The organism is Periweissella fabalis (assembly GCF_012396505.1).
Taxonomy (GTDB): domain Bacteria; phylum Bacillota; class Bacilli; order Lactobacillales; family Lactobacillaceae; genus Periweissella; species Periweissella fabalis.
The window spans coordinates 314126-332731 of record NZ_JAAXPN010000001.1 but is presented as its reverse complement, the minus strand read 5'-3'; the positions used below and the strand labels follow the sequence as shown (position 1 = coordinate 332731).

Sequence of the window (18606 nt, the reverse complement as noted above, 5' to 3'; positions counted from 1 at the left end):
TATTGACCTGCGATTTCACCCCATGTTGGCTTGGTTTTGACTTTTGAGATATTGTACTGTGTGTACTATTACTATTTAAACGATTTTTAGTTACCTTATAGATACTGTTGCTATCTGCACTAATAATCCGTATAATTATTTATATTCATAATTTTTAATTAAGAATATAAGATAGTATGAATAAAGCATAATCATACATTTATTAGCACCTAGCAAAGGAAATTAAGATATGTTAACTTTCAAGAAGTTTAGTTTAGTAATTCCGGTGGCATTACTAGTAGGAACTTTAGCTGGCTGTAGTCAAGCAAGTTCTAAGACAACTAATTCAAGTAGTTCATCTGACCCTACAAATACAATTGATTCAGATCCGCATCCCAGTAGAAATTCATCTAGCATCGATACAACAACGACGCAAGATAACCCCGCGGCAGAGGAATCTACTGCTGGCTTGATTAAAGCTCAACCAACTACTCAAAGAAATCGAATTAAAGATTTAAACACTTCTTTAAAAGAAAAACTTGGTAACGTGGCTTTGCCTCAAGTTAGTGGCTTAACGCAAGGAAATCAAAACCTTAATATTACTTTTAATGGTGATCATAATAATTACACAATTAATTACACCGTTGGCGATAAACCCCTTGAATTTAATAAAACAGCAGTTAACGGTCAAAATCCATATGCGGTTTTACAAAAACAAACCTTTAGTTCAGCAAATGAAGCTAAGCAACAAGTTAGTTACGTTGTTGCAGAAGATGCTTTTGGTGGTATGCCAGTTACCGGTCTAAAAGCAGGCATTACTGCGTTTTATGATCAAGGAGCTGGAAATACTCATCTATATTGGAATGAAGGTAATTGGTCGCTAGGTGTTAAGACTGATATTAATGATGATAAAAAACCAGACATCTTAGCCCACCAAGTTGTTGATTGGTTAGATCATTATTATTTACCTGCACCTAAAGAAGTTGGTCAAATTGCTTTTAATAGCACCATTTCTCCTGAAATACGTGACCAAGTAATTCGGTGGCAAGATGGTACAATGGTCTTCACCCTTACCGCCAATGATCCAGAAACTGCCATTAAAATGGTAGCAAGTATGCACTAATATAATATGCTTAGGTAATTCATGATGCTGGATAAAGTATTATTGAGTTACCTTTTTTATTGATTTGGGAGAGTATCACAAAATACAGACCAATTTCTTGATTAACTATTAGTTATACAATAGCTCTTTGAGCTACCATAAAAAAAAGGTATTGTATAGTTTTAACCCCAACTAATCACAATATTTAAATTTTTTTAAGATATTAGTTTCAAATTTGACACATACAGTGCAAATTTTGAATATCTCCGTATAATGATTACTATGTTTGTTACACAAATGTAATTTTTTGGTAACAACCTGTTAATAAGGCCGATGCGTAAACCTTTTCGCTAAAAGTTTTAAAATCGTATTCGAGTCCTGTCATCGATACCTTTTTATTAAATATATTAGTGCCTATTTTCACTCAAAGCTTTCCAATATTGAAAGGATGTAATTATGTTAAATTTTAAGAAACTAAGCTTAGTAGTCCCTGTTGCCCTTATCGCCGGAACCTTAGCAGCTTGTAGCCAACCAGGTTCAAATAATGCTGCTGATTCAAGTAGTACAACTTCTTCAAGTAGCTCAGCTTCAAACACTAATAATAATGATGTTGATAATTCTAATGCTGGTAGTCCAATTGCTACTGTTGGTAATGACAATAATACTCTCCAAAATAATCCATCTGCTAAGCGGGCTCTTGATCGCCTTATCAAAGCCCAACCAACCCCTCAACGTGATCGCATTAAGGTTTTAAATACTGATTTACAAGCTAAATTAGGTAAAGTGGCTCTACCACAAGTAACTGGGTTAGGTCAAGGCAGTGAAAATCTTAATATTGCTTATACCGGTAATCACAATAACTACACTATTAATTACACAGTTGGTGACAAACCACTTGCATTTAATAGTCCTGCTGTTACTAAGCAAAACCCATACGCTGTCTTACAAAAGCAAACCTTTAATTCTGCAGACGAAGCTAAAAAGCAAATCAGCTATATTGTTGCAGAGGATGCCTTTAGTGGCATGCCAGTTACCGGTTTAAAATCTGGAATCACCGCCTTTTATGATCAAGGTGCTGGTCACAGTAACCTCTACTGGAATGAAGGTAATTGGTCACTTGGTGTTAAAGCTAATTCATTAGCTAATCAAAAGCCAGATCCCCTTGCTCACCAAGTGCTTGACTGGTTAGATCAATACTTCTTACCAGCTCCTAAGAGCGTTGGTCAAATCTCATTTAACAGTACCATTACTCCACGGATGCGTGATCAAGTAATTAAGTGGCAAGATGGTAATATTGTCTTTACCCTTACTGCTCATGATCCAGAAACAGCTGTTAAGATGGCTGCAAGTATTCGTTAATAAGTAGTTATTACTGATGGATCTAAAAACTAAATAAATTGGCTTAATTTAAGCGGCTAACTCGAGATTCGAGCTAGCCGCTTTTTTGCAATCCCATCACGCACAAGGACGGCATTCATAGTGTGTCGATGCCAGACTGTGATTTCATGACATTATTGAACCCCAATTCACCCCATGTTGGCTTGGTTTTGACTTTCGAGATATTGTATGGTGTGTACTAGTTCAATTTGTATAATTTATAAACAAAAACTACTAGCTTATAATCAATTTAAGCTAGTAGTTTTTGTTGTTATTTATTTTTTATCACTCCCAATTCCTCCAACAAGCCATTCTGCTTACTAAATAGTGCAGATTATGAATTTGTATGGCAGCGGTGTTTAAAACGCTTGAACTTCTTGCCGGTATATTGTAACTTGTTCTTTCAAGCGCTCAATATTATCGCTATCAAATTTGTCTAACACCGCTTTGGCCAATTCAATTGCGACCATGTGTTCAGCAATGACTGCCGCAGCTGTAACCGCCGTTGTATCAGAACGTTCAATGCTGGCTTTATGCTCCGTGTGGTTATCGATATCTACGGAACGCATTGGTTGGTAGAGCGTTGGAATTGGCTTAACGACACCGCGGACAATAATCATTTCCCCGGTCGTCATCCCGCCTTCAAAGCCCCCCATATTGTCAGTCGCTCGGTAAAAGCCTTGTGCTTCACTCCATAAAATTTCATCCATCACTTCACTACCAAAGAGTTGGACATGATCAAACGCGGCGCCAAAATCAACGGCTTTAAACGCATTAATGCCCACAATGGCCCGCGCAATCTTCGCATCTAACTTTGTATCGGCACTAACGTATGAACCAAGGCCCGCGGGCATCCCCGTCGCAATGACTTGCACCATCCCGCCAACCGTATCGCGCTGACGTTTAGTTTCATCAATCACGGCTTGCATTTGTTGATCAACTTCTGCACTTAATGCCCTAGTTGGTAAGCTTTCACTCATGGCCCGTACAGCCGCTAAATCTTGGAAGCTAGTTAAGGCATCTGCCGCATTTTTAACGGGGCCAAGTTGTTGCACAAAGCCATGGACATCGACGCCAATTTCGGCGAGTAACTTCTTGGCCACCGCTCCAACCGCTACCCGCATCACGGTTTCACGGGCCGATGAGCGTTCCAAGACATTACGTAAATCAGCTTGATGACGGTATTTAATCCCCCCAACTAAATCGGCATGGCCAGGCCGGGGGCGCATTACTTTACGGACCGAATTTTCGGGCGTGGCTGGTTCATCCGGGGCCATAATCGCAGCCCAATTATTATGATCATCGTTATGGACATTTAAGGTAATTGGCGAACCCAAAGTAACTTGATGGCGAACACCCGTTAAAATGCTGACCGTATCGGTTTCAATTTTTTGGCGTTCACCACGGCCGTAGCCATGTTGGCGACGGGCTAATTCCTGATTAATATCGGCACTACTAATGGCTAAACCAGCCGGAATTCCTTCAATAATCGCAACTTCTTCGGGGCCGTGGCTTTCACCGGCAGTCATGTATTGCATATACTTTTCCTCATTTCAATTTTAAATTTTAATTTGCTAAACCTTCGTGACCATGTTGCCGTTGATGGCGGAAGTTAATCACGACAATCGCGACATTAATCAGGGCGACAACAACTAAGTTGCGCATCACAAGTGCTAAGTGCGTGGCGGCAAAGGCTCCGGTCAAAGCCGGCATCACCAGAATCGCAATCCCGCCACAAAAGAAGTACCACCCGGTCACCCGGCCAGCAAATTCCGGATTGTGGGCAATGAATTGACTTAAGCCTAATTGCAGTGCTCCACCAGCCGCAGCGGCGCCAAAGATGAAGCTGCCCGTTCCGGCTAAAGCCATCGTGTGACTAACCAAGACGAGGCTTAAACCGACTAAAGCGCTAACTGCGGTAATTAACAATAACGTCGCTTCCTGTAGCCATACACGTTGGGTGATCACAAAGATAATCCCCACGCCCGTCAGCGAACCAATACTGTAGACACTCAAGAGTAATTGCGAATGGGCAACGGAGAATCCTTCAAGCGTCTTAAAGTAACGCGTCACCCACTGGGTAAAGTGAATCATTAACCACATCGCCGTAAAGCCGTACACCATGAACAAGATATTCAAGAGATCCCAGTGCCAATGTTTCGTGGTCATGGTTTGGGCTGGTTTTTTAGGCGCAATCGTTAAAGTTGCTAGCACCCGACTATCGATTGTTAATGCAATTAGTAACGTGATAATTAACACACCCGCGGCTGTCCAAAAGGCCCAGCCAAACCATAGTTGGCGATGTAATAACACTACTAAGAGGACGGGTAAAATCGCTTCCCCGAGTGAAATCATTGCTTTGATAAAGACATTCCCGTTTGATTTCCCATGATTAATCGCTAGTAACGTTGGGTAGGCAATTGAATCTAGTGTTGCATTGGCGACCCCTGCTAACCCAGTTAAGCAAAAGGCGAGCCAGACGGTATGGGTAAGTGGCAATAAGCTAAAGAATGTTAAGTACGCCAGTAACGCGACGATGAGTAATTTCTTGCGGTTTACCCGGTCGGCAAGTTCACCCAAAATTGGGTATGCGACTAACTTCCCAAACCCAATGGCGGAAACGACTGTCGTGGCACTAGCTAAGGATGCGTGCCATAAGCCGGTTAGTTGACTAACAGTTTGGGCCAAGATGATGAGCGTAAATCCTTGGACAAAGTAGCCGAGGTAGATGGCAATTTGAATTAACAGCCGGGACGGATTAGCTTTGGTATGATCGATAAGTTTGGCCATGTAATCCCCTCCTTAACGCATGCCAAACTGGGGCATGTTTTGCTGATGTTCAATGGCCGTGCGCGTCACTAACTGTAAGTATTCGGTGATGAGCTTAGCGGGTAACGTCGGGCCAAAGCGGGTCATAATATCAGCTTTGGCGGTGGTCATGCGGCCGTTTTGCACAATTGGCAGCTTGTGTTGGGCTTTGATTTCGCCAATCCGATTGACCACGGCCATCCGGGCGGTTAAGGCTTGGAGGATTTCGTTGTCTAAAGCATCAATTTGGCTGCGTTCAAAGGCTAAAACGGAATCTTGCTGGATTTTAGTAGTAATTTCGGCACTAATTTGGGCGGGTGTTTTAAAATCCGTCACAATATGTTCGTTCGCGACGGCCGCAAAAGCCGTTTGGCGGTGGTGCCATAATGCCTCAAGCGCCACGATATTATTATTCAACAATAATGGCCGGTCCGCCGCATCCGTCCCGAGTAACCGACTGACATTATTAGCGAATGTACTATCAAGCCAAATAACATGTGCATCACTATTTTGAATTAAGGCTTGTGATTCGGCTTGTTCAAGCACCCCACCGCCCGTACTAAGAATAAAGGCATCTTGGTCGAGCACTTCGGCTAACAAAGTAAATTCGACGGCCCGAAAACGAGCTTCCCCGGCGTGGTTAAAAAATTCAGCAGTCGTTTGGCCAATATGTTCGGCAATCCGGGCATCTAAGTCAATAAATGGTTCATCCATTTGGGTGGCGAGCTGTTGGCCAATCGTCGTTTTACCAACGCCCATAAATCCGACAAGGATAATTTTCATGATAAGTCCTCCCTAAAGGTTTTGATAGTTTCAAGTAACGTAATTAATTCAGTGGCATCTGGTTCGTGGGTTAAAGTTTCAAGTTGAGTTAATTTGGCTTTTAAGACGGTAATGGCATCTTGGATGGCTGGCGCATTCGCTTGATAAATGTCGGCCCACATCCGCGGATTTGCTTGGGCAATCCGGGTGGTATCACGAAAACCACCACCGATAAAGGGCTTCACATCGGCCAAATCCCCTAATTCCATTGCTGTTAAGACTAATGCATCGGCTAAGATATGCGGTAGATCACTCGTATATGTCACGCGCGCATCATGGTCACTAGGTGTTACGGTTTTAAAATTAGCTTCCAATGGGGCTAATAGCCGTGTAACTGTCGCGATATCAGCGGGATTGCCACTCAAGAAAAAGGGCTTTTCACTGTAGGAAACCGCCCGATGCCATGCATAACCAGCGTGATCAGTGCCGACCATTGGATGGCCACCGACAAAGTGTGGTAAGGCCTGCCCGGCTGCCATAATCTCGGTTTTCAATGAACCAAGATCCATAATCAATGTGGTGACTTTAAAAGCAGCTAAGGCGTGGATTTGTTCCAAAATAATGTGCGGTGGCGTTGCTAAAATAATTAAATCAAACGGGGTATCAATGACCGTCGTCAAGGTCAAACTGGTGTGATCGATAATGCCATCGGTGTGGGCTTGGGTTAATGTTGCTTGGTCGGTATCAATCCCGGTAATTTCAATCTCGCGACCGACTTTAAGTTGACGGGCGACAGCCGCCCCCATCACGCCAAGACCGACAATGGCAATCTTTGTTTTAGACATGTAATAATTCCTCCAAATCACGGATAAAGTTTGGGTATGAGACATTGACGTTGGTGGTTGCACGGGTCTCTAAGCGCGCACCAGTCATTAATTGGGCAATAATAATGAGCATCGTAATGCGGTGATCACCAAAGTCATCAACGGGTACTTCTGGGACATGTAGTCGTGTTGGTCCAGTTATCGTAAAGCCATCATCGTTGACTTGAATATTAGCGCCAAATTGCGTTAACACCTGGCCAACGGTAGCTAAGCGGTCACTTTCTTTGAAGCGTAATTCCTGGGCCCCACTAATCTCAGTGGTCCCCTGGGCTTGGGTGGCGAGTAAGGCAATGATTGGCAATTCGTCAACGAGCTGTGGAATTTCGGCTTTAGTGATGCTAGTTGCTTGCAAGTTGGCAGTCGGCTGAACGGTGATATCCGCCACCGGTTCACCATTAACTTGGTGGCGCCCCCTTAACTTAATATCGGCGTGCATGCGCTCAAGCACTGCTAAAATCCCAGTCCGAGTTGGATTGATACCGACATCGGCGAGGGTCACGGTACTTTCAGCGATCACTGCCCCAGCCACCAACCAAAAGGCCGCTGATGAAATGTCACCTGGAATAGCGATTACTTGCCCGGTCAGCTGAGTATGGGCGGGTAACTTGATTGTAGTATCGGTGACTGTAATTGGTGCGCCAAACGTAGCCAACATAATTTCGGTATGATCACGGGTCTGGAAATCATCGACAATCGTGACCGGCACATTGGCACCTAAGCCGGCGAGCAATAATGCGGTTTTGACTTGGGCTGAACCAACTTGAAGCCGTTCATCAATTAAGCCATTGGTAATCCCACGGTGGATTGTCAGTGGCAAATGCCCCCTTGTCATCGTAATTTGGGCGCCCGCCTGCGTTAAGCGATCAACAATGCGATCCATTGGGCGCCGTTGTAAACTGGCATCTCCGGCAATGGTAGCTGGCACGTTCAAGCCGGCGAGTAAGCCAATCATTAAGCGCGTTGTCGTGCCCGAATTACCAAAGTCAAAATGCAGCGGCGTTGCTAAAGCTTCGACGTAGGCTTTAATCCCGGCACGGCCAATTCCTTGGACTTTAATGCAATGGTGTTGGGCATCGATAGTAATTGGCACGCCTAACATTTGCAAGGCATGCATCGTTTGGGTCGTATCCGCCGCACGTAATGGATTGACAATAATTGTTTCCCCCGTCGCAAGGGCGGCTAAAATTAACGCGCGGTGGGTCATGCTTTTATCATTGGCCGGTTTGATTGTGCCGGCTAAGCTTGGTGTTTTGAATGTATTCATCGTCATCCTCCTGTCTTCATCGGAAAAAATAGTGATTTTTGGTATAAAAAAAACGAACCGGCCGCTAGTTTTAGCGTCGGTTCGTTTAAGAAAAATCAATATTAGCCGATTATCCCTATTCCAGACCGAGCGCTTAAAAGTTACGCCCGATTCGTTGCAATAGAAGTTGCTTCTATTTCGGGCACGTCATGATTGACGTGCCCTGCACATGCAATCATGAGATTAGAAATAGAAGTAATATGAGTTATTAAATTGAGTTTTATTAATTTGCATAATACATTCCTCTTTTTAATAATTTAATCGTGCTCTCATAATATCTAAGTTAATCTCTGGTGTCAACTATTAATTTTTAGTAAGTACCTTTTTGGGGGCCGTCAGTGCGATGAAATTACTAATCATTTGACTTCCAGTTGGTGTGCCAATTGATTCAGGATGGAACTGCAACCCATAGATTGGCAATGTTTGGTGGGCCATCGCCATAATTTCACCATCATCACTGGCAATCCCGGTGACCGTAAAATCAGCTGGCAGATGCTTAGGATCAACAATCAACGAATGATAGCGCATAACTTCAATCGCACCCCCATTGGGAAACAGTGCACTGGCTTGGGCTTGCATCGTTGAGACTTTGCCGTGGCGAATGGTTGGGGCTTGGATAACCTGTCCACCAAAGACTTCCGCCATCGCTTGGTGCCCAAGGCAAATCCCCAACATCGGCTTGGTAGTCGCAAATTGTTGAATTAATGCTTCCATTTGGCCGGCTTGGTCGGGGGTGCCAGGACCGGGTGAAAACACAATTCCAGCGGCCGCTTGCGCAGTGGCAACAAGCTGAGGATCATCATTGCGTAATACCGTGACTGGCGTTTGTTGGCCAATAATTTGCGCCAAATTGTACGTAAATGAATCGTAATTATCAACGAGTAAAATCATCCTAAGCCTCCCACATTTAATAGCCCCCGCGCTTTATTGCGAGTTTCTTGATATTCATTAGCCGGCATTGAATCATACACTATCCCGGCTCCGGCTTGGCCATAGCCTTTACCATCTTTAACAATCATTGTGCGAATCGCAATCGCAAAATCCATTTGGTTATCTTGAGATAAATAGCCGACCGCACCAGCATAGACGCCGCGCTTAACTGGTTCCATTTCATAGATGCGTTGTAAGGCGCGGACTTTGGGTGCTCCTGAAACAGTCCCGGCTGGTAATGTGGCTTTTAAGGCGGCAATCGCTGGGGTGCCGGCTTTAAGCTGCCCTTGGACTTCGGACACAAGGTGCATTACGAACCGGTATTTTTCCAATTCGAGTAACCGTGTGACGTGCACTGAGCCATATTCACTGATTTTCCCCAAATCATTCCGGCCCAAATCAACTAACATCCGGTGTTCGGCGAGTTCCTTTTCATCGGTTTGCAATTCATGCGCCATTGCTTGGTCATGGACGGGATCAGCACTACGTTTACGGGTCCCAGCAATCGGATTAGTGGTAACGACATCCCCACGGACGGTCACGAGACTTTCTGGTGAGGCTCCAATAATTTGATAATCCCCGTATTCCAGAAAATACATATACGGTGACGGATTTGACCGCCGTAGTTGGCGATAAAAATCAAACGGTTGATCAACAAACTCAACTTCAAAGCGTTGTGATGGCACCATTTGAAACATATCCCCGGCCGTAATTAGCGCTTTAGTTTGGTCAACAATCGCGGTAAATTCGCTCATGGTTAGATTGGACTGGGGAATTAATTCATGGAGTTGCACCGGTTGGGTTTCCGCTGGGTTGGCTTGGTGGAGTTTGGCTTCGATTGTGGCAATCACGGTGCTTAAATCGGTTCGGCCAGAGTATACATCATCAGCGACAATCGTAATCGTTTGTGCTTGGTGGTCAAACACAATAAACGTTTCATAAATGAACAAATGCGTATCCGGCATCCCCAAGTCATTAACTGGTTGCGGACCTAAATCTTCATAGACGGCAATCGTATCAAAGCCGACATAGCCGATCGCCCCGCCTTGAAATGGCAAACCGGGAATTGGTGTCGTTTGATGGACGACTAAAGCTTGTAAGGCCTGCAAAGGATCCGTGGTTGCTTGTTGCTGCCCATCGATATAGACCGCCGTACCAGTTGATTGGAATTCGTGGACTGGGTCAAGGGCAATCATCGAGTAATTGGCACTCGCCGTTTGATTGCCTTTGGATTCAAGTAAAAACGTCTGCTCTCCGCGTAACCGAAGATAGGCACTGACGACCGTGATCGTATCGGCATCAATAACTTTAACTTTGCGCATGTTGGGCCTCCTTCATCGCGGTAATAAACTGCGTTAAGTATGGCGTGGCATCATATGGATGTTCGGCGATGATTTTGACAATCGCTGAGCCGACAATAATCGCATTGGCGGTTGGAAATTGGCGCGCGTGTTCGACTTGACTAATCCCAAAGCCGACCCCCACCGGAATATCACTGTACTGGCGAATTTGGGCGATAATTTCGTTAGCTTCATTGGACAACGTTTGGCGCGTGCCGGTAATTCCCAGCGATGACACAACGTATACGAAACCGGATGCATTTTGCAAAATAGCAGGTAAGCGGTCGTATGACTTACTTGTCACTAATTGAATTAAATCACGGCCATATTGTTGCGCTAATGGTAAAAACGCGGTTTGTTCTTCAATTGGCATGTCCGGCAAAATCAGCCCTTGGACGTCGTGGGCTTGCATTTGGGCGAGAAACTCAGCATAGCCGTATTTGAAGACAATATTGGTATAGGTCAAAAAGACGAGCGGTACATCGGTTTGTTGGCGAATACGGGCGACTGTCGCAAAGACTTGTTCAGTCGTGATGCCATTATCTAAGGCGCGTTGGTCCGCACTTAAAATGGTTGGACCATCCGCACTTGGGTCACTAAAGGCAATCCCGAGTTCTACGACGTCGGCGCCGGCTTGGGCCATGGCAACGACGTATTCCACGGTGTGGTCTAAATCGGGATCACCGACAACTGTAAAGGCGATAAATTTTTCTTTGGCTTGTAATGTGGCAGTTAATGATGGCATACTTGTTTCCTCACTTTTTCGACTAAAATTTGCATTTGGACGAGGTCTTTAACCCCGTTAATTTCGCTACCGGATGAAATATCAACAACAGCTGGTTGGCCTTGGTGGATGGCTTGCTCGAGATTTGTGGCATTCAAACCGCCGGCTAAAATGGTGGGCGTGGTACTAGGCGTTAGTTGCTGCCAATCAAAAGTTTGCCCACTGCCGGCGCCGGCATCAACTAAGCGATACGCGGCTTGCGTGCTAACTTGCTGCTTGGGGGTCATTACTTGGATGACTGGTAACCCGTGGGCTTGGATGGCCGCTACGAGCGCTTCATCTTCTTGGCCATGGAGTTGGGCGTATTGAATAATCCCTTGGTAGCTTAAAATTTCGGCCAGACTTTGATTCACAAATACCCCGACGAGTGGAATATTGCTCGCTAACTGGGCCCGCATCATTTGGGCTAATTCGCGGCTGACACTGCGGCGATGGCCGGGGGCTAAAATAATGCCATCAAAATCTGGTTGGACTTGATTTAAATACGCCACGTCTTGCAAGCGAAAATTGCCACACAGTTTAATTTGCGTCATTCTTACTACCCCCTTGGATACTGGCCTCGCAGTTTGGCAATCATGGCGGGTTTATCCGTAGCCCGCATGAATGTTTCCCCCACTAAAATCGCATTAATTCCGGCGGCTTCCAGTTGGGCCACATCAGTGCGCGTTTGAATACCCGATTCTGAAATTACGGCAATATCAGTAGGAATGCTAGCTCGTAAACGTTGGGTGTTGTTAAAATCAACGCTGAAATCTTTGAGATTGCGGTTGTTAACGCCGATCATCGTTGCTCCCGCAGTAATCGCCCGTTGAATTTCGTCTGCATCATGGGCTTCAACCAGCGCAGCTAAATCAAGTTCGTGCGCTAACGCGAGGAAGTCTTTGAGTTGGGCATCGGTTAAAATGGCGACAATTAATAAAATGGCACTCGCCCCCGCCACTTTGGCTTCATAAAGCATGTACGGATCAATCGTAAAATCCTTACGTAAAATGGGCAGCTGTGTCGTTTGGGCGACCGCTGATAAAATAGCTAAAGAACCTTTGAAGTAGTCTTCTTCCGTCAAGACACTAATCATGTCAACGTGAGCCGCCGTATAATCACGGGCAATTTGTTGGTAATCAAATGTGGCCGGGTCAACAATTTGGCCTTTGGATGGTGAGGCTTGCTTAATTTCCGCAATTACCTTAATGGGTTGGTCACTGGCTTGTGCGTTCAACGTAAAGTGTGGCCGTGGTGGTAACGTGGCGAGTTGGGCTTGCAACACCGCTAATGGCACTTGGGCTTGGCGTTCCTGTAAATTTTTGCGCGTGGCAGCCACTAATTCATCTAAAATCATGCGGTTACCTCCGTGGTCGCGGCTTGGAGCTTCACTAATTGGGCTAATGCCGCTCCACTAGCCAGTAAGCTTTGGGCCCGCTCAATACCAGTTTGAATATCGGGGACTTGAGCGGCGGCATATAAGGCCATAGCCGCATTTAAGATTACGATATCGGTCTTAGGTCCGGGGAGTTCACCCGCTAAAATCGCCTTTGTAATGGCGGCATTTTCTTGGGGTTCACCACCCCGTAAATCAGCAAGTTGGCAGTAATTAAAGCCATATTCCGCCGGATCAAAGACGGTCGTCGTCACAATGCCATCCCGTAAAATCGCTAAGTCCGTTTTGGTTGTTAAGGTCACTTCATCAAGGCCGTCTTGACCGGTCACTAAAATCGCTTGTTGCACCCCTAGTTGGGCAAGGACATGGGCTAATGGTACGAGTAAGTGTTGGGAATAGACGCCCATCAACATCGTTTGTGGCCGCATCGGATTCGTTAACGGGCCTAAAACGTTAAAGACCGTTCGTAAACCGAGACTGTGGCGGACATTGGCAACGTATTTCATCGCGGGATGGTACGTGCGGGCAAATAAGAACGTTTGACCGGGTGCTTGTAAAACTTGCGTTGCTTGCGTGGGATCTAAATTGATATTAATCCCCAAACTTTCCAACGCATCAGCCGTTCCGGATTTAGAACTCGCCGCGCGGTTCCCGTGTTTAACGACGGGTAAGCCGGCAGCCGCCACAATGAAACTCGCCGTTGTCGAAATGTTAAACGTATTGGCCATATCACCACCAGTACCGACAATATCCATCGCCGTTAGTTCAGCGGGAATCTTGACACTGTGGGCAATCATCGCTTGAGCTGAACCGACGATTTCAGGAATTGATTCGTTTTTAACCGCTAAGCCCATTAGGTAAGCGGCAATTTCAATATCGCTTGCTTGACCAGACATAATTTCGTTCATGACCGCAGTAGCTTGTTCGGTGGCTAAATTTTGACGTAACGACAGGTTTTTTAAAGCATCTTGAATGTTACTCATGTAGGTCAACTCCTTTATAACGGGCAATGGCAGCGACATCTTTATCACCACGACCACTTAAGGTCACCATGATTTGTTGGTCGGGGCGCATCGTGGGGGCTAGTTTCATCGCATAGGCAATCGCATGCGAACTCTCAATGGCAGCAATAATCCCTTCTTGTTGGGCAATGTAATCAAAGGCCGCGACCGCTTCATCATCGGTAATTGGCACATATTGGGCGCGGTCAAGATCGCGTAAGTACGCATGTTCCGGCCCTACACCAGGATAATCAAGGCCGGCTGAAATACTATAAACCGGATCAATTTGGCCATCGCTGGATTGTAAGAATTGCGATTTCATACCATGGAAAATACCAACACTCCCGCGTGTCATTGTGGCGGCTGTTTGGTTAGTGTCGACCCCTTTACCGGCCGCTTCAACCCCAATTAATTTAACTTCAGAATCATCGATAAAGTTGGCAAACGAACCAATCGCGTTGGAACCACCCCCGACACAGGCTAAAACGGCATCAGGTAAGCGGCCCGTTTGGTACAAGAATTGCTCACGGGCTTCGGCACTAATAACTGATTGGAAATATTTAACCATTTCCGGGAATGGGTATGGCCCAACGGCTGAACCAAGCACGTAAAAGGTATCGTCAATGCGTTTAGTCCAATCTTGGAACGTTGCATTAACAGCATCTTTTAAAACTTGCGTCCCGGTGGTAACGGCATTGACCTTGGCGCCGAGCATTTCCATCCGATAGACATTTAAGGCTTGGCGGTCAGTGTCTTCTTTACCCATGAAAATCTCACACTCCATATCAAACAAAGCGGCAGCTGTCGCGGTGGCAACCCCGTGTTGACCGGCCCCAGTTTCAGCAATCAAGCGCGTCTTACCCATTTTTTTAGCAATTAAAGCTTGGCCCAGGACGTTATTAATTTTGTGAGCACCGGTGTGATTTAAGTCTTCGCGCTTTAAATAAATTTGGGCACCACCAAGGTCAGCGGACATATTTTTAGCATGATATAGCAATGATGGGCGGTTGGCGTAGTTAATAAACAAATCCTTGAGTTCCGCTTGAAAGGCCGCATCGTGTTGGTAATGGTGAAAAGCATCGGCGACTTCGGTAACAGCCGGCATTAATAATTCAGGAATAAATTGGCCGCCATATTGGCCAAAGTAGCGGTGATCGTTAGTTGTCATAAGTTCATCCTCGTGAGTTCGTAAAGTGTTTTGTACGCAAAAAAAACGCCCAGAAATTTGCATACGCAAAAATCAGGACGGTTTCCCGCGGTGCCACCTGTTTTCAGTTACCCTTCGATAACTACTCTCCACAGCTTGCAAACACAAGCCTGACCACTGACGCGTGTCGTACGTTCTGACTTACTCGCAAAGCTTTCAGCAGACCCTCAATGGTCCATTTGCCAATCTGCGTTCGGCCCGGCTCTCAGTACCCCGGACTCCCTGTGCGTGCACAATTGGTTTGATCTCCATCTCATCGGTTTAATTTGGACGATTTAAATTAACCATATTCTAATCATGGTTTAATAACTTGTCAACGCTTTTTAATAAAAAAATTTGAATGACGCGATAATCAAGTCATTTGCAAGTACTTATTTTTCCGCCGTAACCTTTGCTATGACCGCTTTTGGTTACGGCAATTACTTGGGGGTAAAATGCTGAAAAATTTATTTTTTTGGTGTGGCATCCACCCAATTTCACCCCCTGCTGACTGGGGTTTGATCTTGATGATATTGTACTGTGTGTACTATTACATTTCGAATATTTTTTAAACAAATTGGCGTTTGAAAAAGACTCTCAGATACCGAATAAAACTAGAAAAAAGACCGAATTTTTACAATTCAGTCTTTTGGGCGTATTTTATGAAATTATCTGGCTTCAATCAGTTTGTCATAATTATTTACTATTTTTACTTTTTAATTCATTAAGTTCCGCTTCCAACGCATTGGCCTTGCTTTAATAACTTTTTATTTTTTCGTCCACAATTTAACTCACTCATTTTTTATTGATTTTGAATAAATTTTACAACTATTTCTTCAATGAATAATGTAGTTAAGTGTACCACGAAATAATCGTTAAAAACTGGCTTTTCAGATTTAGTTTACCAAAATACTAACGCTACACATTACAGTGCTAAGTAAGTAGTTAATCGTCCAAGGCGTTTTGTTTTTAAATAAAATAATAAAAGTATATATTTTATATTATAATCTATTTTATATCTCAAAGGTGGTCGTAATGAAAAAGAAAATATTAGTACTTATCATGACTTTTGCAAGCTTATTTTTCCTTGCAGCTTGTGGTTCAAAACAATTAAGCGGAACGTACCAAGGGAAATTTGATTTTTTAGGTTCAAGGGTTACCGATATCCTCAAATTTGATGGTAATACCGTAACTGAAACATCAGATGGTTCAACTAAAAAACAAACCGGAACCTATTCAATTGAAGATAATAAAATTAATATTAAGCTTAAAGATTTTAAAATAACAGGTGAAATTACTAAAAATCATAAATCCTTTATTGTTACCGATGCCACAGGTGTAGCTTCAATGCTCAAAGGTACCAAATACACCCACCAAAATAGAAACTAACTAGCCTTTAGTAGTAATTTGTCACTCAATACTCCAAAAACGCTTGCGACAAGTGAAATAGCCTCTTCGAAGAATTTTTCAAGGAGGCTATTTTTTGTATTATTCGATTCTTTTTTAGTTAGTGCTATCTAGCTTCGTGAGCGAATCTCAGTTGTTGTAAGTGCCAAAGTGTGTCCAACAACGGCTTTGCGGAGTTCATTAACGTAGAATCCTTGTGGTAAGTCTAACTTAGTATCAAGGGCATAGACAATCAAAGTATAATCATGATCCTTGTCAGGTGGGGTTGGGCCCGCATAGTGTTCCGTCACCGCTGGATCAGTGGCTCCGCCCAATGGTGAGATTAAACTATTTTTCCCTTGAACAATTCCTGTGGCCGTTCGACTAAAGTCCTCAGCAATCACCGTGGTAGGTTCAATATTGGCCGCTGACCAGTGAATCCATGGAAAGCCACACACTGGAATGGCATCATAATCAATCATGATAAGTGCCAATGAAACAGTCGTAGCAGGAATATCAGTTAATTCAATTGGCAATGATACAACTGGTACACCATCATTAGTAAATTCTGGGGCTGCATATTTACCATATTTATCAGCTAAATAGCCCTCATAAGCTTTAATCTTCATTGCAGAATCCTCCTATTATTTATTCTAGAATACCAATTTCTAACCCGTTTGTCAGGAATTTTCAAAATACTCAGAAAAGCTTAAGCTAATCCTATGTAGTACAACAAATACTCACTGTTTACGCCAAAAAGCCACCACCGCGGTGATGACTTCTACAGGTTATTGACTTAACTTGGCGGTTAAGACTTCTTTACGCGTCGGCATTGCTGCTTGACCCCCAGCACGACTAACTTTAAGAGCGGCGGCTTTATTGGCGAATTCAACACTAGCTAAAAAATCCCCCGTCCGACCATATTCAACCGCTAAAGCACCGGCAAAAGTATCGCCAGCACCGACTGTATCAACGGCGTGAACTTGGTATGGCGCAATCACCGTGCTAACCCCATTGCGGTAGACGACACTACCAGCTCGGCCAAGTTTCACAATCACATTGGGTACCCCCTTGGCCGCAATGATTTGGGCAGCTTCCTTAGCTTGGACGATTGTCGTGACCTTAATACCAGTAATCCGTTCGGTTTCTTGTTCATTGGGCGTGACACAATCGGCATATTGGAGAGCTTCTTCAAAGTAATTATCGGCTGGTGCAGGATCTAAAATCACAAACATCCCCGCTTGTTTGGCTTGCTTTAATGCTGTAAGCACCGATGGCTGACTAGTTTCCATTTGCAATAAGAAAATGGGCGCATTAATATTAGCCAAAGCAGCTTCAACTCTTGTAACATCAAGATCTTGATTAGCTCCTAGCATCCCGACCATCGTGTTTTCACCGGCAGTATCAACCATCACCACAAACGTTCCGGTCCCAGTGGTCCAACTTTGCTGGATATATTGGGTATCAATCTGGTGGTCTTCTAGATTTTTGAGCATTTGTTTCCCGGCTGAGTCAAGCCCAACGGCACCAATAAAAGCCGTATGAGCCCCTAATTTGGCACAGGCAATCGCTTGGTTAGCCCCTTTACCACCCGGAATTAAATCAATTGATTGTGCCGTAGCAGTATGCTTATATTGGGGATATTTTTCCAGTAGGACTTTAACATCCAAATTAATACTCCCCATCACAACAACATCAAATTTAGCCATCCAAACAGCCTCCCTTAATTAATTGCTGTGTCATCGTCACATTTTCAGTTAAGGTTTTACCTGGATGATATACCGAGCTTGTGCCACCCACAAAATATTGTGCACCTGCGATTTTGCATTGCGCAATTGTCTGTTTGCCAATACTACCATCAACTTCAATTGGTAGCGTTAATCCACGGTCATGTAAGATTGTGTTTAACTGGGCAATTTTACTATACATCGTTGGAATAAATGCTTGACCAGCAAAACCAGGATTAACCGTCATAATTACCACATAATCCAAGACATCATAGACATAATCTAACACATCCAGTGGGGTGGCTGGATTTAATGCCACTCCTGCTTGCATGCCCGCAGCTTGAATTTGAGCTAGTGTTCCCTGCAGATTCGTTGTTGCTTCGGCATGGATGGTTAAACGATCGGCACCGGTTTGGCGAAACAGATTAATAAACTGTTCAGGTTGTTCAACCATTAAATGGACTTCAATTGGTTTAGTTGTAATTTCGCGCGTGCGCTTAATAAAGTCCGGACCAAGCGTAAAGTTGGGTACAAATTTTCAAACGAGAATTAATCATGTATAAATGTCTATATATAGGCATTTTGAAAAATAAAAACTAATATAAAAGTATTCGTTTTAGTCCCCATGTCCCCAAATTTTCCCCAAAAACAAAAAGTAATAC

The 18606-nt window shown here is 44.3% G+C and carries 17 protein-coding genes and 1 pseudogene; 3 read left to right on the top strand and 15 right to left on the bottom strand.

The annotated features are described in order from the left end of the window. Positions 1-229: 229 nt before the first annotated feature. Both HF964_RS01770 and HF964_RS01765 read left to right on the top strand, forming a co-directional pair. The gene (locus HF964_RS01770; RefSeq protein WP_168721328.1) at positions 230-1102 is read left to right on the top strand and encodes a hypothetical protein; all 873 of its coding nucleotides are present in this window, start codon (positions 230-232) and stop codon (positions 1100-1102) included. A 435-nt stretch (positions 1103-1537) separates the two neighbouring features. Next, positions 1538-2440 carry a hypothetical protein gene (locus HF964_RS01765; RefSeq protein ID WP_168721327.1) on the top strand — a complete coding sequence of 301 codons (903 nt, stop codon included), beginning with the start codon at positions 1538-1540 and terminating at the stop codon, positions 2438-2440. Between the two features lie 377 nt (positions 2441-2817). On the opposite strand, the gene aroC is transcribed toward HF964_RS01765, so the two are convergent. The 12 genes from aroC to trpB form a co-directional block, all read right to left on the bottom strand. Then, the gene (aroC, locus tag HF964_RS01760) at positions 2818-3996 is read right to left on the bottom strand and encodes a chorismate synthase (RefSeq protein ID WP_168721326.1); all 1179 of its coding nucleotides are present in this window, start codon (positions 3994-3996) and stop codon (positions 2818-2820) included. A 28-nt stretch (positions 3997-4024) separates the two neighbouring features. Continuing rightward, positions 4025-5248 carry an MFS transporter gene (locus HF964_RS01755; RefSeq protein WP_168721325.1) on the bottom strand — a complete coding sequence of 408 codons (1224 nt, stop codon included), beginning with the start codon at positions 5246-5248 and terminating at the stop codon, positions 4025-4027. 12 nt (positions 5249-5260) lie between these two features. After that, on the bottom strand, positions 5261-6049 hold the full coding sequence (locus tag HF964_RS01750) for a shikimate kinase (protein WP_168721324.1): 789 nt from the start codon (positions 6047-6049) through the stop codon (positions 5261-5263). Continuing rightward, positions 6046-6873, bottom strand: coding sequence for a prephenate dehydrogenase (locus tag HF964_RS01745; protein ID WP_168721323.1), 828 nt, complete (start codon positions 6871-6873; stop codon positions 6046-6048). Before HF964_RS01745 ends, HF964_RS01750 begins: the two co-directional genes overlap by 4 nt. Continuing rightward, positions 6866-8176: a 3-phosphoshikimate 1-carboxyvinyltransferase gene (gene aroA / locus HF964_RS01740; RefSeq protein ID WP_168721322.1), complete on the bottom strand. Its 1311-nt coding sequence runs from the start codon at positions 8174-8176 to the stop codon at positions 6866-6868. Before aroA ends, HF964_RS01745 begins: the two co-directional genes overlap by 8 nt. Before the next feature lie 342 nt (positions 8177-8518). Continuing rightward, positions 8519-9106: an anthranilate synthase component II gene (locus HF964_RS01735; protein WP_168721321.1), complete on the bottom strand. Its 588-nt coding sequence runs from the start codon at positions 9104-9106 to the stop codon at positions 8519-8521. Next, positions 9103-10467 (bottom strand): anthranilate synthase component I, encoded by a 1365-nt coding sequence (gene trpE, locus HF964_RS01730; protein ID WP_168721320.1) that lies wholly within the window; start codon positions 10465-10467, stop codon positions 9103-9105. The genes HF964_RS01735 and trpE overlap by 4 nt, the downstream gene beginning before the upstream one ends. Beyond that, positions 10454-11230 carry a tryptophan synthase subunit alpha gene (trpA, locus tag HF964_RS01725; RefSeq protein ID WP_168721319.1) on the bottom strand — a complete coding sequence of 259 codons (777 nt, stop codon included), beginning with the start codon at positions 11228-11230 and terminating at the stop codon, positions 10454-10456. Before trpA ends, trpE begins: the two co-directional genes overlap by 14 nt. After that, complete coding sequence (locus HF964_RS01720; protein ID WP_168721318.1) at positions 11218-11802, bottom strand: phosphoribosylanthranilate isomerase; 585 nt, start codon at positions 11800-11802, stop codon at positions 11218-11220. Before HF964_RS01720 ends, trpA begins: the two co-directional genes overlap by 13 nt. A 5-nt stretch (positions 11803-11807) precedes the next feature. After that, positions 11808-12605 (bottom strand): indole-3-glycerol phosphate synthase TrpC, encoded by a 798-nt coding sequence (gene trpC, locus HF964_RS01715; RefSeq protein WP_168721317.1) that lies wholly within the window; start codon positions 12603-12605, stop codon positions 11808-11810. Beyond that, positions 12602-13627 carry an anthranilate phosphoribosyltransferase gene (gene trpD, locus HF964_RS01710; RefSeq protein WP_168721316.1) on the bottom strand — a complete coding sequence of 342 codons (1026 nt, stop codon included), beginning with the start codon at positions 13625-13627 and terminating at the stop codon, positions 12602-12604. Before trpD ends, trpC begins: the two co-directional genes overlap by 4 nt. Further along, the gene (trpB, locus tag HF964_RS01705; protein WP_168721315.1) at positions 13620-14813 is read right to left on the bottom strand and encodes a tryptophan synthase subunit beta; all 1194 of its coding nucleotides are present in this window, start codon (positions 14811-14813) and stop codon (positions 13620-13622) included. Before trpB ends, trpD begins: the two co-directional genes overlap by 8 nt. Before the next feature lie 1053 nt (positions 14814-15866). On the opposite strand from trpB, the gene HF964_RS01700 reads away from it, so the two are divergent. Further along, the gene (locus HF964_RS01700) at positions 15867-16220 is read left to right on the top strand and encodes a hypothetical protein (protein ID WP_168721314.1); all 354 of its coding nucleotides are present in this window, start codon (positions 15867-15869) and stop codon (positions 16218-16220) included. A 128-nt stretch (positions 16221-16348) separates the two neighbouring features. Here HF964_RS01700 and HF964_RS01695 read toward each other — a convergent pair whose 3' ends face one another. The 3 genes and pseudogenes from HF964_RS01695 to HF964_RS01685 all read right to left on the bottom strand — a co-directional run. Further along, a complete protein-coding gene (locus tag HF964_RS01695) occupies positions 16349-16846 on the bottom strand; it encodes a YbhB/YbcL family Raf kinase inhibitor-like protein (RefSeq protein ID WP_168721313.1) in 498 nt (165 codons plus the stop codon). 159 nt (positions 16847-17005) lie between these two features. Next, positions 17006-17926: a ribokinase gene (locus HF964_RS01690; protein ID WP_168721312.1), complete on the bottom strand. Its 921-nt coding sequence runs from the start codon at positions 17924-17926 to the stop codon at positions 17006-17008. Next, a pseudogene (locus HF964_RS01685) lies at positions 17919-18470 on the bottom strand (ribulose-phosphate 3-epimerase); the annotation flags it as partial. The pseudogene HF964_RS01685 and the gene HF964_RS01690, both read right to left, overlap by 8 nt. Between the last annotated feature and the right edge of the window lie 136 nt (positions 18471-18606).

Excerpts from the sequence above, each read along its gene's own strand:
- trpD (WP_168721316.1), bottom strand. The coding sequence starts at position 13,627 with ATGAGTAACATTCAAGATGCTTTAAAAAACCTGTCGTTACGTCAAAAT.
- aroC (WP_168721326.1), bottom strand. The coding sequence starts at position 3,996 with ATGCAATACATGACTGCCGGTGAAAGCCACGGCCCCGAAGAAGTTGCG.
- HF964_RS01690 (WP_168721312.1), bottom strand. The coding sequence starts at position 17,926 with ATGGCTAAATTTGATGTTGTTGTGATGGGGAGTATTAATTTGGATGTT.
- HF964_RS01720 (WP_168721318.1), bottom strand. The coding sequence starts at position 11,802 with ATGACGCAAATTAAACTGTGTGGCAATTTTCGCTTGCAAGACGTGGCG.
- HF964_RS01735 (WP_168721321.1), bottom strand. The coding sequence starts at position 9,106 with ATGATTTTACTCGTTGATAATTACGATTCATTTACGTACAATTTGGCG.
- HF964_RS01770 (WP_168721328.1), top strand. The coding sequence starts at position 230 with ATGTTAACTTTCAAGAAGTTTAGTTTAGTAATTCCGGTGGCATTACTA.
- trpB (WP_168721315.1), bottom strand. The coding sequence starts at position 14,813 with ATGACAACTAACGATCACCGCTACTTTGGCCAATATGGCGGCCAATTT.
- HF964_RS01755 (WP_168721325.1), bottom strand. The coding sequence starts at position 5,248 with ATGGCCAAACTTATCGATCATACCAAAGCTAATCCGTCCCGGCTGTTA.
- trpA (WP_168721319.1), bottom strand. The coding sequence starts at position 11,230 with ATGCCATCATTAACTGCCACATTACAAGCCAAAGAAAAATTTATCGCC.
- aroA (WP_168721322.1), bottom strand. The coding sequence starts at position 8,176 with ATGAATACATTCAAAACACCAAGCTTAGCCGGCACAATCAAACCGGCC.
- HF964_RS01745 (WP_168721323.1), bottom strand. The coding sequence starts at position 6,873 with ATGTCTAAAACAAAGATTGCCATTGTCGGTCTTGGCGTGATGGGGGCG.
- HF964_RS01695 (WP_168721313.1), bottom strand. The coding sequence starts at position 16,846 with ATGAAGATTAAAGCTTATGAGGGCTATTTAGCTGATAAATATGGTAAA.
- trpE (WP_168721320.1), bottom strand. The coding sequence starts at position 10,467 with ATGCGCAAAGTTAAAGTTATTGATGCCGATACGATCACGGTCGTCAGT.
- HF964_RS01700 (WP_168721314.1), top strand. The coding sequence starts at position 15,867 with ATGAAAAAGAAAATATTAGTACTTATCATGACTTTTGCAAGCTTATTT.
- HF964_RS01765 (WP_168721327.1), top strand. The coding sequence starts at position 1,538 with ATGTTAAATTTTAAGAAACTAAGCTTAGTAGTCCCTGTTGCCCTTATC.
- trpC (WP_168721317.1), bottom strand. The coding sequence starts at position 12,605 with ATGATTTTAGATGAATTAGTGGCTGCCACGCGCAAAAATTTACAGGAA.
- HF964_RS01750 (WP_168721324.1), bottom strand. The coding sequence starts at position 6,049 with ATGAAAATTATCCTTGTCGGATTTATGGGCGTTGGTAAAACGACGATT.